Annotated in this window: 19 protein-coding genes and 1 tRNA gene; 4 read left to right on the top strand and 16 right to left on the bottom strand. The window is 61.6% G+C overall.

Annotation, left to right across the window (positions count from 1 at the left end; genetic code table 11):
- The coding region (locus QF629_05585; GenBank protein MDP6013003.1) for a hypothetical protein at positions 1-301 on the bottom strand (301 nt) is incomplete at its 3' end.
- A gap of 865 nt (positions 302-1166) precedes the next feature.
- On the opposite strand from QF629_05585, the gene QF629_05580 reads away from it, so the two are divergent.
- Positions 1167-1682: a heme-binding protein gene (locus QF629_05580; protein ID MDP6013002.1), complete on the top strand. Its 516-nt coding sequence runs from the start codon at positions 1167-1169 to the stop codon at positions 1680-1682.
- 131 nt (positions 1683-1813) lie between these two features.
- Here the strand turns inward: QF629_05580 and QF629_05575 are convergent.
- The 13 genes from QF629_05575 to cysE form a co-directional block, all read right to left on the bottom strand.
- Positions 1814-1889, bottom strand: a tRNA-Met gene (locus QF629_05575).
- Positions 1880-3022: a tRNA 2-thiouridine(34) synthase MnmA gene (gene mnmA, locus QF629_05570; GenBank protein ID MDP6013001.1), complete on the bottom strand. Its 1143-nt coding sequence runs from the start codon at positions 3020-3022 to the stop codon at positions 1880-1882. Before mnmA ends, QF629_05575 begins: the two co-directional genes overlap by 10 nt.
- Positions 3019-3687: a thiaminase II gene (gene tenA, locus QF629_05565; protein ID MDP6013000.1), complete on the bottom strand. Its 669-nt coding sequence runs from the start codon at positions 3685-3687 to the stop codon at positions 3019-3021. The genes mnmA and tenA overlap by 4 nt, the downstream gene beginning before the upstream one ends.
- 3 nt (positions 3688-3690) lie before the next feature.
- On the bottom strand, positions 3691-3885 hold the full coding sequence (gene iscX, locus QF629_05560) for a Fe-S cluster assembly protein IscX (GenBank protein MDP6012999.1): 195 nt from the start codon (positions 3883-3885) through the stop codon (positions 3691-3693).
- A 10-nt stretch (positions 3886-3895) separates the two neighbouring features.
- Entirely contained in the window at positions 3896-4228 is a 333-nt protein-coding gene (locus tag QF629_05555; GenBank protein MDP6012998.1) for a ferredoxin family 2Fe-2S iron-sulfur cluster binding protein, read from the bottom strand.
- A gap of 1 nt (position 4229) precedes the next feature.
- Complete coding sequence (gene hscA, locus QF629_05550; protein ID MDP6012997.1) at positions 4230-6095, bottom strand: Fe-S protein assembly chaperone HscA; 1866 nt, start codon at positions 6093-6095, stop codon at positions 4230-4232.
- Complete coding sequence (gene hscB, locus QF629_05545; protein ID MDP6012996.1) at positions 6092-6640, bottom strand: Fe-S protein assembly co-chaperone HscB; 549 nt, start codon at positions 6638-6640, stop codon at positions 6092-6094. Before hscB ends, hscA begins: the two co-directional genes overlap by 4 nt.
- Positions 6641-6665: 25 nt before the next feature.
- On the bottom strand, positions 6666-7043 hold the full coding sequence (locus QF629_05540; GenBank protein MDP6012995.1) for an iron-sulfur cluster assembly accessory protein: 378 nt from the start codon (positions 7041-7043) through the stop codon (positions 6666-6668).
- Between the two features lie 5 nt (positions 7044-7048).
- Positions 7049-7459, bottom strand: a complete 411-nt coding sequence (iscU, locus tag QF629_05535; GenBank protein MDP6012994.1) for a Fe-S cluster assembly scaffold IscU — start codon at positions 7457-7459, stop codon at positions 7049-7051.
- Positions 7460-7495: 36 nt separating this feature from the next.
- A complete protein-coding gene (locus QF629_05530) occupies positions 7496-8734 on the bottom strand; it encodes an IscS subfamily cysteine desulfurase (protein MDP6012993.1) in 1239 nt (412 codons plus the stop codon).
- Between the two features lie 19 nt (positions 8735-8753).
- Positions 8754-9878 (bottom strand): cysteine desulfurase family protein, encoded by a 1125-nt coding sequence (locus tag QF629_05525; protein ID MDP6012992.1) that lies wholly within the window; start codon positions 9876-9878, stop codon positions 8754-8756.
- 16 nt (positions 9879-9894) lie between these two features.
- Complete coding sequence (locus QF629_05520) at positions 9895-10353, bottom strand: Rrf2 family transcriptional regulator (GenBank protein MDP6012991.1); 459 nt, start codon at positions 10351-10353, stop codon at positions 9895-9897.
- Between the two features lie 25 nt (positions 10354-10378).
- Entirely contained in the window at positions 10379-11119 is a 741-nt protein-coding gene (gene cysE / locus QF629_05515; protein ID MDP6012990.1) for a serine O-acetyltransferase, read from the bottom strand.
- Positions 11120-11323: 204 nt separating this feature from the next.
- On the opposite strand from cysE, the gene QF629_05510 reads away from it, so the two are divergent.
- The gene (locus QF629_05510; protein MDP6012989.1) at positions 11324-11980 is read left to right on the top strand and encodes an alpha/beta hydrolase; all 657 of its coding nucleotides are present in this window, start codon (positions 11324-11326) and stop codon (positions 11978-11980) included.
- 172 nt (positions 11981-12152) lie between these two features.
- Positions 12153-13418 (top strand): O-succinylhomoserine sulfhydrylase, encoded by a 1266-nt coding sequence (metZ, locus tag QF629_05505; GenBank protein MDP6012988.1) that lies wholly within the window; start codon positions 12153-12155, stop codon positions 13416-13418.
- Here metZ and QF629_05500 read toward each other — a convergent pair.
- Positions 13338-14381, bottom strand: coding sequence for an anhydro-N-acetylmuramic acid kinase (locus tag QF629_05500; protein ID MDP6012987.1), 1044 nt, complete (start codon positions 14379-14381; stop codon positions 13338-13340). The genes metZ and QF629_05500 overlap by 81 nt on opposite strands.
- A 74-nt stretch (positions 14382-14455) precedes the next feature.
- On the opposite strand from QF629_05500, the gene tyrS reads away from it, so the two are divergent.
- Positions 14456-15709 carry a tyrosine--tRNA ligase gene (gene tyrS, locus QF629_05495; protein ID MDP6012986.1) on the top strand — a complete coding sequence of 418 codons (1254 nt, stop codon included), beginning with the start codon at positions 14456-14458 and terminating at the stop codon, positions 15707-15709.
- Positions 15710-15752: 43 nt separating this feature from the next.
- On the opposite strand, the gene QF629_05490 is transcribed toward tyrS, so the two are convergent.
- Positions 15753-18881, bottom strand: coding sequence for an AsmA-like C-terminal domain-containing protein (locus QF629_05490; protein ID MDP6012985.1), 3129 nt, complete (start codon positions 18879-18881; stop codon positions 15753-15755).
- Positions 18882-19010: the final 129 nt, after the last annotated feature.

Here is a 19010-nt window from a genome sequence, read left to right as displayed (position 1 = left end):
CGGTCGTCGTATCCACGGCAACGATCTGGTCACCCGCCGCCGAAACATAGCTACCGTAATCCATGATCAGCCGGACGTCGGTTGGCTGAGAACCGCCGTTCGACCGGTCGATAAAGAACCTGGTGTCCGCCTCGAGTGGCGGGATTCCTGGAGCGACCTCAAGAACCGCCTCGATTCCGACCGCCGCTGTAACGCAGGCGCCGCTGCCCACGCAATCAGGCGGAGGAGGGCCGCGATCCGGATCTGCAACTGGGTCGGCTCGTTGCACTGTCGACTCTTGTACGGCCGCCCGCGACTTCATGATGCGCTGGTCGCCTTGTTGTTCGGATTCTGGCTGTGGGGTCACTCCCTCATTAGCCTGCGGCGGCATCATGAGCTGGGGGATGGGAGGTGGCGCTATAGGCACTCGCACGACAGGTGCAGGTGGCGGTGCTACCGGAGGCCCGTGGTGCTGAGCGTGCGCTTGCGCCGCCCAGCAGCAGGAGGAAATCACCACAAAGGCGGCGAGCCAAAACCGCCTTAGTCCTCCTCCGGCTGTGCCCGTGTTATCCGAGTGTGTCTGGCCCATATTGAACACTCCCTGACTAAGCTCTACTGTCCATCCCCCGCGGTACGCGGAGATCCAAAGCATATAAATAGCTCAGCCGTACCTTCTTCCTAGAGTTGTACTATCCGTATCACTTGTTCTCGTATTTGATAAGTTCCACCCTATTTAGAATTTTTATGTTTTTGGTTCTCACCTTGAATTTACTCATGCCTTCAACCGGCTAAGCAACTCTCGGCAATCACCTCCGTTGAACCGTCACAAGCGCCGACCTTTAGTTGTTCTACCTTGCGGCCATAGGTTCAAAACAAAGGGTCCTTACCTTAAGCAGATAACACACCAGTAACAGCCGGCTGATGCACGGCTACGCTGGTCAAGATTGGCGAGCGCGGCGGCGGATACCGCCTCAGCTATATCCGCTTCCGAGTGACGAAGGCCCTTGTCTTTACCTCTTGAAGCGATGATGCGAAAGTGCCAGCAGCAAAGCAGAATGGACCTACCGGGACAACTCGGTGTTTGGTGGCGATTAGCCGGTCTCTTTAGCCGTTCGCTGTCTCCGGCTTTGAATGAGGCGGTAGCTTTTGCCGTTCATTTTTAGAATATGGATGTAAGGGAGGACAAGATGTTTCGGTTTATGTTTTCGACCACCACGGCGCTCGCCGCGGCCCTGATGTTGCTCGCCGGCTTTTCCGCGCAGGCGCTGGAGCAGAAACCTATTTTGACACTCAAGATGGCCAAAAAAATGGCTGAAGCTTGCGAGGCCCTACAGCAGGCCCAAGGCTTTCGACCCGTAAATATCGCAATCTATGACGACGGAGGAAATCTGAAGCTGTTTCGCCGTCAGGAAAACGCTTTTCTGGGTAGTATCCTGGTCGCTAATATGAAGGCTACTACTTCGTCGAACTTTCCGTTTTCGTCGCGACGGTTCGGAGAGCTAGCCTATGGGAAAGATGGCGAGCCCGGACCTGTTCCTGGCATCGCAGAGTTGTCGGGGTTTGCTGCTTTTCCAGGCGGCCTTCCGATAATCACTGAAAGTGGTGCGCATATTGGCAGTATCGGCGTCAGCGGTGCGAGTGGGGATGAAGACGAACAGTGCTCTCAGGCCGGCATCGACGCAATCGGCGCGATACTGCAATAGGATGATGGTTCGTGACGCCTGGGCAAATCGCTAAAACGACCACACACGAGTTACACACTCTACGCGTTTACCATAAGCGGGAAGCATAGATCGGCAGACGGTCTTTCTTAGCAAGAACATAGATGTTTGGCTGGTAGCGGAGGAGGGACTTGAACCCCCGACACAGGGATTATGATTCCCCTGCTCTACCGACTGAGCTACTCCGCCGCACCAGGATGCAGGGCTATACGGTTGGGGGCGTGTGCTGTCAAGACGGGGCGCTCTATCCAACCGCCGCCAAGCATTTTGCTGCCGTCATAGAGCACCGCCGCCTGGCCCGGCGCGATGGCCCCGGCGGGGACGTCGAGGGTGATGTCGCAGCGCCCGCCGGATAGGGTGCAAGCAGTGCCTGAGGCGCCCGGGTGAGTGGAGCGCAGCTTGACCGTCAGCGTCTGATCGGCGCCGGGCGCGGCGAGCCAGTTAGTCTCGAAGAGCGTCAGCGCGGTCTGCTCAAGCGCAGCCTTGGGTCCCACCACCACGGCTTGACGCGCCGGCTCGATACGCAGCACGTAAAGCGGCTCGGGCCAAGCCACACGCAAGCCCTTGCGCTGGCCGACCGTGAAGCCAATGATACCCGTATGATGGCCGATCTTCGTGCCGTCCGCGAGCTCGATCGGTCCCGGATCGAGGGCGCCGGGACGCAGCTTTTCGACTAGGTCCGCATAGTCGCCCTCGGGCACGAAACAGATGTCCTGACTGTCAGGCTTTTCTGCCACGGGCAGGGCGAGCCGCGCGGCCTCGGCCCGCACCTCGGCCTTCGGCACGTCGGCGAGCGGGAAGCGCAGATAAGCAAGCTGTTCGGCCGTGGTGGCAAAGAGAAAGTAACTTTGGTCGCGCGCAAGCTCTCCGGCACGGTGCAACTCGGGACCATCCGACCCGGCTATGCGGCGCACGTAATGACCGGTGGCGAGCGCCGCCGCACCAAGATCGCGGGCGCAAGCCAGCAGGTCCTGAAACTTGACCGTTTGGTTGCAGCGCACGCAGGGAATCGGCGTGTAGCCAGCCAGATAGGAGTCAGCAAAGTCGTCGATTACCGCCTCGCGAAAGCGACTTTCATAGTCGAGCACGTAATGGGGAATACCGAGTTGGGCGGCGACGCGGCGTGCGTCGCTAATGTCGCGCCCAGCACAACAGCTGTTGGCCTTTTCTGTCGCCTCGCCATGATCATAGAGCTGCAAGGTGATGCCGATCACGTCGTAGCCCGCTGCTGCCAGCAGCGCCGCCGTGACCGAGCTGTCGACACCGCCCGACATGGCAACCACCACCCGCGCCCCCGCAGCCACCCCGTCAAGGGCGATCATGACGCGCCCACTCGCCAACCCATCTCCCAAAAATCGATCTCGAGACGGGTTGCTTGGGCAAAGGTCTCTGCCAGCGCGGCAAAGCGGGCATCCGCGCCACGCGCCACGCCGAGCCGATCGAGCTGGGTGCGGGCCGCTTCGCTGACCTCCTGGTATTCCGCCCCCGCATACATCTCGATCCAAGCCAGATAGGGATTGCCGTTGCGTTTCGTGGCCGCATCGCTACCAAGGCGGGCGCCGATCTCGGCATAGCCGACGACGCAGGGCACCAGCGCCACGATCAGGTCGAGCACGTCGCCACGCTGGCCGCAATCGAGTACGAAGCGCGTATATGCGGTGGTTTCCATAGCTTCCGATGCCGCGGCCATCGCCGTCTCGTCGAGGCCCCAGCCGGCACAGTATTCCACGTGCAGGCGCATCTCGATATGGATCAACGCCGACATGGTAGTAGCGGCCGCGCGCATGTCCTCCAGCGTATCCGCCTTGAAAGCGGCAAGAGCATAGGCACGGGCGAACTGGATGAGAAACAGATAGTCCTGCGTCAGATAGTGCTGAAAGGCCGCCTTCGGCAAACTGCCGTCGGCAAGCCCGGAAACGAAGGGGTGGTGGCAGTAGTCACGCCAGGGATCCGCCGCCGCCTCACGCAAACGGTCGAACAAAGTCATGCTCTAATCACGTTCCTCGATCCAGGCCATCTGGATGGCCTCGAGGACCTTCTCGTTGGAGCCCTCGGACTCGTCTTCGAAATCGGGCAGCTCGGTCACCCAGCGGTGCAGGTCCGTGAAGCGCAAGTTGACGTTATCCGCATCCGCGTGGCGCTCTTCCAGCGCGATGGCGATATCGTAGATGTCGGTCCACTTCATGGACACCTCCTCAGCCGAGCAGCACGTTACGGGTTGCCGGCGGCAAGGTCACGGTGAGCCCATCGAGTTCGTCGGTCATCACGATCTGGCAGCCGAGACGCGAGGTGTGGGTGAGCGCGAAGGCGAGGTCAAGCATGTCGTCCTCGTCCTCGGTCGGCTCTGGCAGCTTGTCGTAAAAGGCCTCGTCGACAATCACGTGGCAGGTCGAGCAGGCGAGCGAGCCCTCGCAGGAGCCTTCCAGATCAAGATCGTTAGCGTGGGCGATCTCGAGTAGTGACTGGCCCACTCGGGCGTCGATCTCGTGGCGCGTACCCCGGGGCTCGACGAAAATTACCTGGGGCATATTAACCATCTCCGAGAGACACGACGGTCTGGCCCGACAGGGCGGCGGCGAAGGCCGTGTCCATGCGCCGCTGAGCGAAGGGCTGGGCCGCAGCATCGAGCTCCACCACGGCGGCATCGATGGCGTCGCGATCCTCGCCGGCAACGGCTTCGCCAAGTACGGAAAGCGCCTCGCCAATCACTTCGCTCTCGCCATCTTCGAGCAGGGTTGCGTCGGCCGCCAGCGCCGCCTCGGTAGCGATGCGCACCCTCTCCGCCTCGACCCGCGCTTCCGCCAACAAGCGCCGCGTGACGTCCTCGCGCGCATGCTCCATGCTGGCCAGCAGCATGCGCTCGATCTCGCCTTCCGCGAGGCCATAGGAAGGCTTGACCTCGACCCGTGTCTCAGTACCCGTAGTCTCCTCGCCTGCCGTGACCGTGAGTAGGCCATCAGCGTCGACAGCGAAGCTGACACGCACACGCCCCGCGCCTGCCACCTGGGGTGGAATGCCGGAGAGCTCGAAGCGGGCCAGCGAACGGTTCTGGTCGACCATCTCTCGCTCGCCCTGGACGACATGGACAATCATGTCCGTCTGGCCATCCTGATAGGTGGTGAACTCTTGCGCCTTGGCCACCGGAATCGGTGTGTTGCGATGGATGATCTTCTCGACCAGCCCGCCCATGGTCTCGATGCCGAGTGACAGGGGTACAACGTCAAGCAGTAGCGTGTCCGAGCCGGCCGTGAGCGCCTCGGCTTGCAACGCGGCGCCATGCGCCACGACCTCGTCTGGATTGATGTCGGCGAGCGGCTCGCGCCCAAACAGTTTGGCAACGCGGCGACGCACAAGCGGTACGCGTGTGGCCCCACCAACCAGCACTACGCCGGCAACATCGCCGGGCAACATATCGGCATCGGCCAGCACCCGGCGACAGATGGATAACGTGCGATCCACCGTCTCGGCTATGAGGCCTTCGAAGGTAACCCGATCGAGCACAAGCGAAACAAGTTCGCCGGCCAGTACAACCTCGAAGGTGCCGGATTCGGCATCGCTCATGGCCTCCTTGGCCTCGCGTGCTGCCGCCAGCAGGTGTTTGACGCCACCACTGTCGAGACTGGTAATGCCTTGGCTGGAGAGCCAGTGATCGGCCAAGGCGTGGTCGAAATCGTCGCCGCCGAGCGCCCCATCACCGCCTGTCGCGAGCACCTGGAAGATGCCCTGCTTGAGACGCAGAATAGAGATATCAAAGGTACCGCCGCCGAGATCGAAGACCGCGTAGAGACCTTCCGCGCCTTTATCAAGGCCGTAAGCCAGCGCCGCCGCGGTGGGCTCATTGACCAGCCGCAGGGCGTCGAGGCCCGCGAGCTTTGCCGCGTCCTTGGTGGCGGCGCGGGCGGCATCGTCAAAGTAGGCCGGCACAGTGATCACGGCGCGCTCGACGGCGTGGCCGAGGCCCGCTTCGGCGCGCTCGCGCATGGCGCGCAAAATCTCGGCCGAAATCTGGATAGGGCTCAGCCCGTGGCCCTTAACGCCGAGCCGGACCATGCCACCGTCGCTGTCAGAATCGATAGAAAAAGGCAAGGTACCGGCAAGCGATTTGAGATCCTCTGACCCGCGACCCATGAGGCGCTTGACCGAGGAGACCACCGCATCGGGGTCCTCGGCGAGGACGGCGACGGCCTCAGTGCCAACAGCGCGCACGCCATCCTCGTCATAGGCGACGACGGACGGCAGTAGCGCTTGGCCACAAAGGTCGCGGATGGCTTCGACGCTACCGGACTGCGCGATCGCCACCACCGAATTGGTCGTACCCAAATCGATGCCTACGGCGGTTACCGACTCGTGCGGCAGCGGAGTCTCACCTGGCTCGTGAATATCGAGTAGCATCAAGCACTTTCAGCCAGTGCGACCCGTCGCACTCGGGCCTCACTGGCAACCTTGTCGAGATAGGCGAGGCGACCCGTGAGCGCACCCGCCTCGGTCAGGTGGTCGCCCGCGAAGGCCTCACCCAGTGCCGCGATACAAGCCTCTCGGCGTAAGGCAACATCGTCGGCGAGCGCGCTCACGCCATCGCCGTCAGCATCGGCCAGGGTCTCGCGATCCGCAAGCGCCTCCATCAGCACCTCGGTGTCGTTCTCGCTGGCGACCTCTCCGGCAAGAGCGAGTAGGTATTCCGCGCGCCGCAAGGGCGAATGCAAGGTCTCATAGGCATCGTTGAGGCTTGTCGCCTGCTGCATTGAGAGCTCGCGCTCACGGCCGCCGCTGGTCGCGAAACGGTCAGGATGTAGGCGCCGCTGGAGCATAAGATAGCAGCGTTCAAGCTCCACCCCATCGAGCGCAAAGGTAGGTGCCAGGCCGAGCCGCGCGAAATGATCCGCTTGACCCGGGGGCTGCACGGCCTGACAGGTATTACAAAAGGCAAGCCCGCTCGCCACCGGTCCCTTGCAGGACCAGCAGGGCTTATACGTGGAAGGATTCACCGCAGCCGCACTTACCCTTCTCATTGGGATTATTGAAAGTGAAACCCGAACTCAGGGTTTCCTCGACATAGTCCATCTCGCTGCCGATGAGAAACATTACCGCCTTGGGGTCGATGATAACTGTCACGCCCTTATCAACCACCACCTCTTCGAAATTCTCGATGCTATCGGCATATTCGAGCGTATAGGCAAGCCCCGAGCAGCCGGCGTTGCGCACACCGACGCGTATGCCTGCGCTTTTCTTGCCGCGCTCTTCGAGGATGATATGGATCCGCGCGGCCGCGGCATCGCTGATCGTGATGATGGCGGGCGGCGGTGGTCGCTGGCCGGAGACGGGGGCGTGTTGCTGTTCGGTCATAGTTCTCAGTTTCCCTGCTCCGCTGCCTCGTCCGCTGCGTCGTGCTTGTCCCGATAGTCTCGAACGGCCGCCTTGATGGCATCCTCAGCCAAGACCGAGCAATGAATCTTGACCGGCGGCAGAGCGAGGTGCTCAGCAATCTGCGTATTCTCGATGGATTCAGCATCGTCAAGCGATTTGCCCTTGATCCATTCCGTTGCCAGAGAGCTTGAAGCAATCGCGGAGCCACAGCCGAAGGTCTTGAACTTGGCATCTTCGATAACACCATGCTCGTCCACTTTGATCTGCAGCTTCATCACGTCACCGCAGGCCGGCGCACCGACCAGCCCAGTGCCAACACTGGGATCAGCCTTGTCGAGCGCGCCCACATTGTGCGGGTTCTCGTAGTGATCGATGACTTTGTTGTCGTAGGCCATTGCCTCACCTCCCCTTGTCTCGGGCCCTTGCCACACTCAGTGCTCGCTCCACTGAATAGATTTGAGATCTATGCCTTCCTGGACCATTTCCCAAAGCGGGCTCATTTCGCGCAGGCGCCCGACATGGTCGACAATGGTCTCCACGGCATAGTCGATTTCTGCCTTTGTATTGAATCGGCCAATGCCGAAGCGAATAGACGTATGCGTCAACTCCCGATCCACGCCCATCGCCCGCAGCACATAGGACGGCTCGAGCGAAGTCGAGGTGCAGGCCGAGCCCGAGGAGACCGCCAAATCTTTGACAGCCATCATCATCGATTCACCCTCGACATAGGCGAAGCTCAGATTGAGGTTGCCGGGCACCCGCTTCTCGGCGTCGCCATTAAGAATGACGTCGGATATCTGGCTGGTGATGCCATCATAAAGTCGGCGCGCTAACATACCCGTTCGCTCGGCCTCAGCCGGCATCTCCTGCTGGGCAATGCGGCAGGCTGCGCCGAGACCAACGCAAAGCGGCGCCGGCAAAGTGCCGGAGCGCATGCCGCGCTCCTGTCCGCCGCCGCTTATCAGGGCGCGCAGACGCACGCGCGGCCGCCGGCGCACATAGAGAGCACCAATACCCATGGGGCCATAGATCTTGTGACCCGAGATGCTCATAAGGTCGATCTTCATGTCGTTTACGTCGAGTGGAATCTTACCGACGGCCTGGGCGCAATCCGAATGGAAAAAGACGCCACGCTCACGGCACAGCGCGCCAATTTCGGCCAAGGGCTGGATAATGCCAATCTCATTGTGCACACCCATCACGGAAACCAGCACCGTGTCATCTCGAATGGCATCGACCAGCACATCGAGCTCGATCAGCCCGTCCGGTCTAACCGGCAGATAGGTCACCTCGAAACCCTCTTGTTCGAGAGCGCGGCAGGAATCGATGACGCACTTATGCTCTGTCTGCACCGTAATGATGTGACGCTTGCGATCCTCATAAAAGCGCGCGACACCCTTAATCGCCAGGTTGTTGGATTCGGTCGCACCGGAGGTAAAGACGATCTCCTTGGGATCGGCACCGATGATCGACGCCACTTCACTGCGGGCCGCCTCAACCGCCTCTTCCGCCTCCCAGCCAAAGGCGTGGCTGCGCGAATGCGGATTGCCGAACTTCTTCGTGAAGAACGGCAGCATCGCCTCAACCACACGCGGGTCGGTCGGCGTCGTCGCCTGATTGTCGAGATAGACGGGCAGCTTAATGTTCGCCCGCTCGTTGACCTCGGCCATTCTCCCCTCTTGCTCCATCTTACGCGGCACTTTTCTGCGCCGCCTCACCGGCAACTCGCCGATGGAGTGTTTTCCAGGCGTCGACCAGAAGGTCGACATCGTCATCCCGGCTGGCCCAGCCGAAGCTGACCCGGATGGCGGCATCCGCAAGGGGACGCGCAATGCCCATGGCTGCAAGCACATGGCTGGTGGCGATCTTGCCGGAGCTGCAGGCAGAGCCCGCACCCACGGCTATGCCGTCGAGATCAAACGCCATCACCTGGGTCTCGGCCGCGACACCCGGCATGGACAAGCAGCTCGTATTGGCCAGGCGCGGTGCCAGTGTGCCGTGGACCACCGCGAGCGCGCCGAGGGCCGCCTCGAAACGGTCGCGCAGCACGGCCTGGCGGTCGATTTTTGCGACTTCGCCCGCAGCCTCCGCCGCCGCTGCGCCAAAACCCGCAATACCCGGCACGTTCTCGGTGCCCGCTCGCCGCCGCTTCTCCTGGCCCCCACCAACGATCTGCGGCAGCAGCTCAAGCCCCTGGCGCAAAATCAACGCACCGGCACCTGCTGGCCCACCGATCTTATGGGCGGAGAGACTCATGAGGTCGAGGTCGAGCGCGTCGAATGCCAGTGGCAGGCGTCCTACTGCCTGCACCGCGTCGCAATGAACCAGGGCGCCATGACGGCGCGCGATGGCCACCACCGCCGCGACAGGCTGGATAACCCCGGTCTCATTGTTCGCCGCCATGACCGAGACCAGCGCCGGACGCCCACTGCCCGCTAGCGCTGCTTCCAAAGCGTCGAGATCGATGCGGCCGTCAGCCAAGACAGGCACGAGCACGGCATCAGGCGCTGCGGCCAAGACAGAATCGTGCTCGATCGCCGACAGCACAGGCCGGCGGCCTGCTATGCCGCACAGCGCGAGATTATTGGCTTCACTTGCACCACTTGTGAAGACCACATCCGCGCTCACCGCGCCGGCCAGCGAGGTCACGGCGCAGCGCGCCCTCTCAACCACGGCCCAGGCTGCACGCCCAGGTGCGTGCACCGACGACGGGTTGCCCAGCCCCTCAAGCGCGGCCACCACCGCTGCCGCCGCCGCCGGACGCACCGGCGCGGTCGCGTTGTAATCGCAATAGATGGGCGGGGTGGCTGTCATCGTCGCGGTACTATCCTTACTCGGCTGCCGCCGTGGCCTCGTAGTGAATGCCGCTGGTGCCAAGCACTCGCCCCTCGCACACGTCGCGCAAGGTTACGGAGTTGAGGTAGAGGTTAATTTGATGCCCCAACTCCTCCCACAGATCGTGGGTCAGACAGCGGCTGGCGTCACTTTTGCAGCCAATCGCCGATTCCGGCTCACAGCGGGTCGTACGTACCGGCTCGTCCACGGCTTTGATGATATCTGCGATGCGGACATCCTCGGTCGGTCGCGCCAGTAGATAGCCGCCGCCAGGCCCGCGCACGCTTTCGATTAAATCGCCGCGGCGCAGCTTGCCGAACAATTGTTCGAGATAAGACAGAGATATTTCCTGCCGTCTGGCAATATCCGCCAGGGTCACGGGTTGGCCGATGCTGGTTTGTGCCAAGTCGACCATAGCGGTTACCGCGTACCGCCCCTTGGTGCTTAATCGCACAATTCCCACTCCTTACACATGTGATTTATTTCGCTGTCGGTGTGGTACTCTGTCGGCGTCGCGTCACGCCGACCGACGGGCTTGCGACTTCGTCATCCTCGACGCCACCATTCTCAAGCTCTTCGACACGCGCCCGCAGGCGACTGACTTCGTCAAGCAGACCGTCCAGGGCCCGCGCCACCGGGTCCGGAATACTTTCGGGCGTGCCATAGGCGAGAAAATCATCCTTTTCAGAGCCCACCGGTCGGCGCTTGCCGCCAACTTTCTTTGCCGGGATTCCGACGACGGTGGCACCCGGCGGCACCTCGGCCACGACTACGGCATTGGCGCCGACGCGGGCACCCTCGCCGACCGTAAACGGCCCCAGCACGCTCGCCCCGGCACCGATGATGACGCCATCAGCGAGCGTCGGATGCCGCTTGACGCCGCGTTCCAGCGACGTGCCGCCAAGAGTAACTCCCTGATACAGGGTGACGTCGTCACCGACCTCCGCCGTGCCTCCGATCACTACGCCCATGCCGTGATCGATGAACAGGCGACGGCCAATAACCGCGCCTGGGTGAATCTCGATGCCGGTGATGAAGCGTGCGGTCTGCGAAACGAAGCGCGCGGCCAGCGTCAGGTCGTGCCGCCACAGCCAATGACCAAAGCGGTGACAGGCAACGGCATGCACGCCGGAATAACAAAGCAGGACCTCAAGGCGCGAGCGCGCTGCCGGATCGTGCGCCATTACTGTGGCGATATCCTCGCGAAGCCTCTTGAACATGCTCTAACCCATTGTGATATAAAGGCAGTCACTTTACGGTGTGACAATGATGCACGGGCGCTCTAGTGATTGACATATAAAATATCCGAGCTTGTTAGTCAAGTTTTTTAACGAGCTGTACCACCGTGATAACCTAAATATCTGAGTAACTTACTGTGCCAATTCGTCACAGCAATCGCTGGGTCGGCGAACGGAGAAACTAGTGTGCCGGAAGTAAACTTGAGCGGCCCCGAGGGACGCCTGGAGGGGCGATACCATCACGGGGCCAACTCCACCAACGGAATCGCGCTCGTACTGCACCCCCATCCGCAGCACGGCGGCAGCATGAACAACAAGGTGGTCTACACCATGTTTCATGCCTTCGTGCGCATGGGTTTCTCGGTTTTGCGCTTCAATTTTCGCGGCGTCGGCCGCAGCCAAGGCGAATATGATCAGGGCCAGGGTGAACTCAGCGATGCGGCCTCGGCGCTAGACTGGCTGCATTCCTATAACCCGGATGCACCGGCAATTTGGATCGGCGGCTTCTCATTCGGCGCCTGGATCGCCATGCAGTTGCTCATGCGCCGGCCCGAGGCCGACGGCTTCGTGACGGTGGCGCCGCCGGCGAACATGTACGATTTTTCCTTTCTCGCACCCTGTCCGGTCTCGGGCCAAGTGATCTATGGCGACCAAGACACAATCATCGAAGAAGAAGCCCTACACAAACTGATCGAAAAACTATCGAGCCAGCGGGGCGTCGAAGTCGACTATCGCGTGATCGAAGGAGCGGATCATTTCTTCAACAATCACTTAGAGACAATCTCGGATTACCTCATTGAGTATGTCGACGCGCGCGTTGCCGAAAAGATGGCCCAAGGCTGAGCCAGACCAACTTGAAAATCCACCTGCCGAGTGATTTACTAGCATCGGAGCTGGCCGCTCCCTAAACGGGCCCGCGGGATTTGAGAGGGCAGCTTGCACCGCGAGAAAATGCTAAAGCGCCACGGGGAATGCTCCCGTGGGCCCATGGTGTCCACTTGGCGGGAGCAGTGCCATGACCAGTTCGATTCCGTCTTCCACCCATAACGAGCACCGCTGGCACCCTGCAACACGCCTGGTGCGTGGCGGCACACGGCGCAGCGAATACGGCGAGACCAGCGAGGCACTTTTCCTCAACTCGGGCTTCGTATACGACCGCGCGGAGATAGCCGAGGCGCGCTTTGCTGGCGAGGCGCCGGGTTTTGTCTATTCGCGCTACAACAATCCGACCCTCAGCATGTTCGAGCGCCGCATGACCCTACTCGAAGACGCTGAGGATTGTCTCGCGACGGGCAGCGGCATGGCCGCCGTCTTCGCCGCCCTGATGTGTCAGCTGCGCAGCGGTGACAGGGTGGTGGTAGCGCGAGCCATGTTCGGCTCCTGCTTCTACATTTTCGACGAGTTGCTGCCGCGCTTCGGCATAGAAACGGTTTTTGTTGACGGCCCGGACCTCGACCAATGGCGCGATGCATTAGCACAGCCGGCTGCCTGCGTCTTTTTCGAGACCCCGGCCAATCCAACCCTGTCACTGGTCGATATTGCCGCGGTGTCTGCGCTAGCCCATGCTGTTGGCGCCAAGGTCATCGTTGACAATGTCTTCTCGACGCCGCTGCTGCAAAGCCCGTTGAAGCTCGGGGCCGATATCGTCGTCTATTCCGGCACCAAGCACATCGACGGCCAAGGCCGCTGTCTCGGTGGCGCCGTTCTGGGCAGCGAGAGCTTCTGTCGCGAAACGCTGCAGCCCTTCCTGCGTCATACGGGACCAGCGCTGAGCCCGTTCAACGCCTGGATTCTGCTCAAAGGCTTGGAGACCCTGTCGCTACGCGTCAAGGCACAATGTAGAACTGCGGTGCGTATCGCCGACAGCTTGGCGGACCATCCTACGGTTACACGCGTGCTCTACCCCTTCCGCGACGACCACTCGCAAGCCGGCCTCGCGCGGCGGCAGATGCGCGGCGGCGGCACAATCGTGAGCTTCGAGGTTGCCGGTGGCAAGACTGAAGCCTTTGCCGTGCTCAACGCCCTTGAGCTGATCGATATCTCCAACAATCTCGGCGACACAAAAAGCCTGATCACCCATCCCGCCAGCAGCACCCATCGCTCCATGAGCCTAGAAGCACGGGACCAGATCGGCCTCACCGATTCCCTGATTCGCCTCTCCGTCGGTCTCGAAGACACAGATGATTTGATCAAGGACCTACTAGGCGCGATGCAGTACGCCGCCTGTGGTGGGAGCAGCGCAGCCGGTGGTACTGGGATAGGTCAGCGGCAGGCCTCGTAACGAGCGTAGCGCGAGATAGGCGAAGGCGTGAGCCTCCAGCGCATCGCCGTCCCAGCCCACCGCCTCGACCGCATCGACTGGCGCCGTAAGCCGCTCCGCCAGGGCTGCCATCAGCGCCGCATTGTGCCGCCCGCCGCCGCCGACCAGCCAGCGCGATACGGGCGCCGGGAACTGATCAGCCGCAAGCGCCACCGACGACGCCGTAAAGGCAAGCAGTGTCGCTGCGCCATCGGCTGGCGATAGCTTATCGACCAGCTTGCCGGCAAAATGGTCGCGGTCGAGCGACTTTGGCGGCAACGCGCGAAAATAGGAATTGGAGAGCAGCGCTTCCAGCGCCTTGGCATCGACCTCGCCCGCAGCAGCAAGCCGCCCATCCTCATCGAAGGGGCACCCGGTATAGGCTTCCGCCCAGTCGTCAAGCAGGGCGTTGCCGGGCCCGGTATCGAATCCCAGCAGAGCATCATCGCCGGCGCCAATCCAGGTAACGTTTGCGACACCACCGATATTGAGCACGGCAAGCGGTCGGGGCAGTCCCGTTGCCAAGGCGCGATGATAGACCGGTACCAGCGGTGCACCTTGGCCTCCGGCACGCATGTCCGCGGCGCGCAGATTATCGACCACATCGATGCCGGTCGTCGCCGCCAGCCGGGCGCCGTCACCAATCTGGCAAGTGCGGCCCTGCTCCGGCCGGTGCCACAGGGTTTGGCCGTGAAAGCCGATCACATCGATATCCCCGGCCGTGAGCGTAGTCGTGCCGAGCAGTGCCGCCACAGCCTCACCATGGGCGTCAGTGAGGGCGGCTTCGGCACTCTCGTCGAGAGAGCGGAGCCGCGCTCTGAGCGTCGGCTCATAGGGGCGTGTAAGGGCCGGGCCGCATTCGACAACTCTATCGCCGTCGCTGACCAGTAGCGCCGCGTCGATGCCGTCGGCAGAGGTGCCGCTCATCAGGCCAATCGCTTTCATCGGCCGCGTTGCCGCCTGCGCGGCCCTATGCTAAGCACGTTGCCCTTCCGCATTATCCAACAGCCCGCACCCTCATGACCCAGTTCACCTCCGATTTCCTACTCAGTATCGTCGAGCGTGGCTATTTTCACCAGTGCACCAACCTTGAGGCACTCGATACCTACGCCACCAAGGAGGTCATGGTCGCCTATATCGGCTTCGATGCCACCGCCGACAGCCTGCATGTGGGCAACCTGTTGCAGATTATGCTGCTGCGGCGTCTGCAGCAGGCCGGGCACAAGCCAATCGTACTGATCGGCGGCGGCACCACGCGCATCGGTGACCCATCAGGCAAGGACAGTACCCGTCAGCTGCTCTCGCGCGAGGATATTGCGGCCAACGCGGCAGTACTGCGCGGCGTCTTCAACCGCTTCCTGACGTTCGGCGACGGCCCCAGCGACGCCATCATGGTCGACAATAACGATTGGCTTGATGCGCTTGTTTACCTAGATTTTCTGCGCGATTACGGTCGCCACTTTTCGGTCAACCGCATGCTCGGCTATGAATCTATCAAGTTAAGGCTCGAGCGCGCGCAGCCACTGAGCTTCCTTGAGTTCAACTATATGGTGTTGCAGGCCTACGATTTTGTCGAGTTGTTTCGGCGCTACGACTGCCGCTTGCAGATGGGTGGCTCGGACCAGTGGGGCAATATCATCGGCGGTGTCGAACTCTGCCGACGCGTAGATGGCAAAACGCTCTACGGCCTTACGGCACCGCTGATCACCACAGCGGCAGGCGCTAAGATGGGCAAGACCGCAACGGGCGCGGTGTGGCTCAATGCTGACAAACTCTCGCCCTACGACTACTGGCAATTTTGGCGCAATACCGAGGATGCCGATGTCGGTCGCTTTCTGCGCCTTTTCACCGACTTACCGCTCGACGAGATCGCCCGCCTCGAAGCGCTTGAAGGTGCCGAGATCAATGCCGCCAAGAAGGTGCTCGCCAACGAGACGACCGGGCTCTGCCACGGCCGCGCGGTGGCCGAGACGGCGGCAGCGACTGCGGCACAGACGTTCGAGCGCGGCGGCGCCGGCGAGGCCCTGCCAGAAGTCACCGTCCCCGGTGTGGATCTTGACGAAGGTATCGCGGCCTTCCGCCTTTTCACTCTGGCCGGACTTTGCGCCTCCAACGGCGAGGCCAGACGCTTGCTGCGCGGCGGCGGCGGGCGCATCAACGGCCAGCGCGTAGAGGTGGAAGATCAGAACATCGGGCGCGAGGCCCTCGATGCCGACGGCGCCATAAAGCTCTCGGCGGGACGCAAGCGCCACGCACTCGTCAGGCCAAGCTAGCTCCCTAAGCCTTTCAGCGTCTCGGTCAACACTTAAACTTCGGTTAGCGTGTCCTACTGTCGGTTGGGCCGGTGTCGCCGGTCTCGTTAGGCACGAAGCCGCCGAACAATTCGCGCAAGATCCCCGGAGCCAACGCGGCAAGCGGATTTACCGTCACCTGCGGGCTTTCCAATGGGCCTTTGACCTTGTAAGTCGCGGCAAACACCCCCTTACCCTCACCTCCGGTCAGCAAATCGCCGATCACGGGGATATTGCCCAGCACCGTGTTGAGCATATAGGCTGGCACAATGGTGCCCTTCAGGTCCGCGCTGTCCTGGTCGAGATCAACATCGCCTTCCATGGTGATGCCAAAGGAGAGACCGTAGGCGCGAGCCTCGTCGAAGTGCACCACTGAGCCGTCGTAGGAAAATGGCGCAATGAGCCGGTCGAAAGGCATGCCGTCACCGCCCAGCATTTCAAGCGCCCCGGTGATCGAGACCATGCTCAGGATACGCGCCAGGACCGGCGCCTCGACGATGTAGAAATCGTCGATTTCGAAGGTGCCGGTGATTGGCGCATCGCCATAAGAGCCGTCGATTGCTGCCTCAACCTGCATGGCACCGCCGACCATGTTGCTGGTCAGACCCAGAGCCGCAATCACGGCCCCACCATTAGCCGAAGTCATCACCGCCACGCGCTGGTTGGGAGCCGCACTAGCCAGCCGCAGGCTCAGATCGCGAGCTTCGCCGAAAGTAAAATCGAGGCTGGCCCGGGTCACCCGCCGGCCGTCATAATCCGCCTGTGCGGTGACCTGATGCAGGAAAGTCTCGTCCCCAATCACCACCAGGTCCACTGCAGCATTCAAATCAATCGGCAACACGCCCGCCGCATCAGGCGCCTCTTGGAGGTGAGCCAGAAGCGAACGCAGATCGAGGCTGGAGCCGCTGACGCCAACGACCAGGTGACCGTCATTCCCGAGCCGCACCGATCCGCGAATATCGGTCAAGCCGGCGGCCACCCGATCGAAGCCCACAATCCACACACCGGCAGCGTCGCGCTCAGCACTGCCGGCAACGGACAGCCCCTCGGCAAGCAGGCCAAACTGGGTCAGACGGCGCAAAGTGCCTTCCTCCCACTCCAGGGCGAGGCGCGCCTCCGCCTGGGCTCCAGCAGGCTTATGCCAGTCCACCTCGGGCAGGGACAGCGCGGCCGCCTCGCCATCTATATCGAGCTCGCCTGCCAAAACTCCCGCGGCTGTCTGGGTCAAGCGCAATTCGACATCAAGCGGACCGTGGATGGCCGCACTATCGAGCCCAGCGCGGACCCGACCCGCATCATCGATTCTGCCGCCTACATCGAGGCGTCGCTTGAGCGAATCAGGAGGCGGTGAGAAATTTTCACGCCAGTAGAATTGTGCTGGAGTGCCGGCCAACAAGCCCTCCCCACTGAGGTCAAATCCGCCACTGTCGAGCAGCAGTGCAGCTTGGCCATCGCGCATGCCGCCCTCAACAAAACCACCCAGGGCGTCTCCCGAGATTGCCAGATCAAACAGATCCGCGCTGACACCAATTGTCATGCGGGAAAGCGGCGTGTCCGCCAACAAAGGCAGAGCCAGCGAAAGCTCACCCTGCACAGAGCCGGAGATATCGGTCGGGCTGAGGCCGATCTCACGCATATAACCGAAGAGCGGTCGGTCGAGGGCCGCCAGGGCATCGTCCAGACGACCAGAAAAGACGACATCGATCTCCGCTGCACTGTCTCCGCCGTCCTCGGCATCGATCGAAACGTCGGCACTATGCACCGCGAGCGGTCCCGCCGAACCGGCATGCACCTCGGCCACCAGACCCGCCGAGTCGAACCGCCCGACCCCTTCGACACCGGCGACCGGTGGCATGTCCGGCATATAGGAAATCTCCGTATCGACGATACGAAACAGACCGATCACCGCATCGGGGCTCAAATTCTCACCGGACCAGTCCACCATGTCGAGATCGAGACTTATGCTCATCTCCGAGACGCTGCCGACACTCATTCTCTCGATCACCCAGCTGCGTCTATTCGCCGCGACAGAAGCGGGCCAATAGCGGTCTATGCTATCGATCGGAATGTTGGAGAAGCGTATTTCTGCCTTGGTGTCGGGCGCCGACCAATCGCCAGAGAATGTCCCGTTCATGCTAATATGCGAGTCACCAAAATCGACTAGCAGTCTATCGAGTGCCAGAGAGCTCAACGTACCGTCGAACTGACCGCGGGTGCGCAAACCGACGATCGACTGGAAAGCCGCGGGCGCAATTGGCAGAGGCAAAGCGAGACGCCCCGGGCCACCAGAAAAATCGAAGACAATATCGCCAAGTTCCCCATCCACGCCTATGACGAAATCCACGTGGCCAGACAGCGGTAGTTCTATCTCAGCCAGATTGGCGAGGTCGGGATGGACCGCGGCGAGTACCGCCGGCACAAGGCGATCGAATTTCACACTCAGGTCAAAGCGCGATTCGCCGAGCCGATACTGCGCTCCGACATCGAGCTCGATCTCTTCCTCACCAACGGCGAAAGATAGTGTTGCGGTGGAGCGCACTCCGTTTTCATGGCGCTCCAGAAGCAACTCTCTGACCGGCGCGGACCAGTCAATATTGAGCCCCTCGTCACGCACTAACAGATGACCCTCGACGATGCTGATATGGCGCAAATAGCCGCTGGCCAGATCGCGGTCGAGAGGCAATAGCAATTTCTCGAACAAGGCATTACCCACCGCCTTGTCAGGTTTGCTAGCACGGTTGGCGAAACCCAGATCGATCTTACCGTCGGCGCCCCGCACCACGCGCACACTGAGCCCGAACAGCTCCAATTTGGTCGGGGCGATCAGACCCCGAAACAGGGCGGGAATACTGATCCCGATGCCCATCTCAGGCACCTCGACCATCGCCGCCGCATCGGTACGATAGGCGCTGACATCGGTGGCGCGCACGTCAAGGATGCGCTCCCACCCCTGCCAGGACAGCACCAGATCCTCGAAATAGAATCGAAAATTTGGGTTGTCGGCGTTAAGCGATTCCTCGACATAGGGGGCGAGAATAGCCAACGAGACGGGGCCGATCGACAAACGCCAAACGCCGAAGCCAAAGGCCACAGCTGCAAGGCCCAGGGCGATGCCGCAAACGTGGTAGATCAATCGTGTGGTAGGACCGATCACGGTCTCAGCAGTTTATACTAAGGTGCCTTGATAATGGCTCTTTTGATGACCCGAGGCGGCACACTTTTTGTGGCGGGCCGCTTGTCGTAGGGTCACACGATAGCGCGACCTGCCCCTAACCAGCCGCGA

The organism is Alphaproteobacteria bacterium (assembly GCA_030739735.1).
Classification (GTDB): domain Bacteria; phylum Pseudomonadota; class Alphaproteobacteria; order UBA7887; family UBA7887; genus UBA7887.
This window is presented reverse-complemented; position numbering and strand designations above follow the sequence as displayed.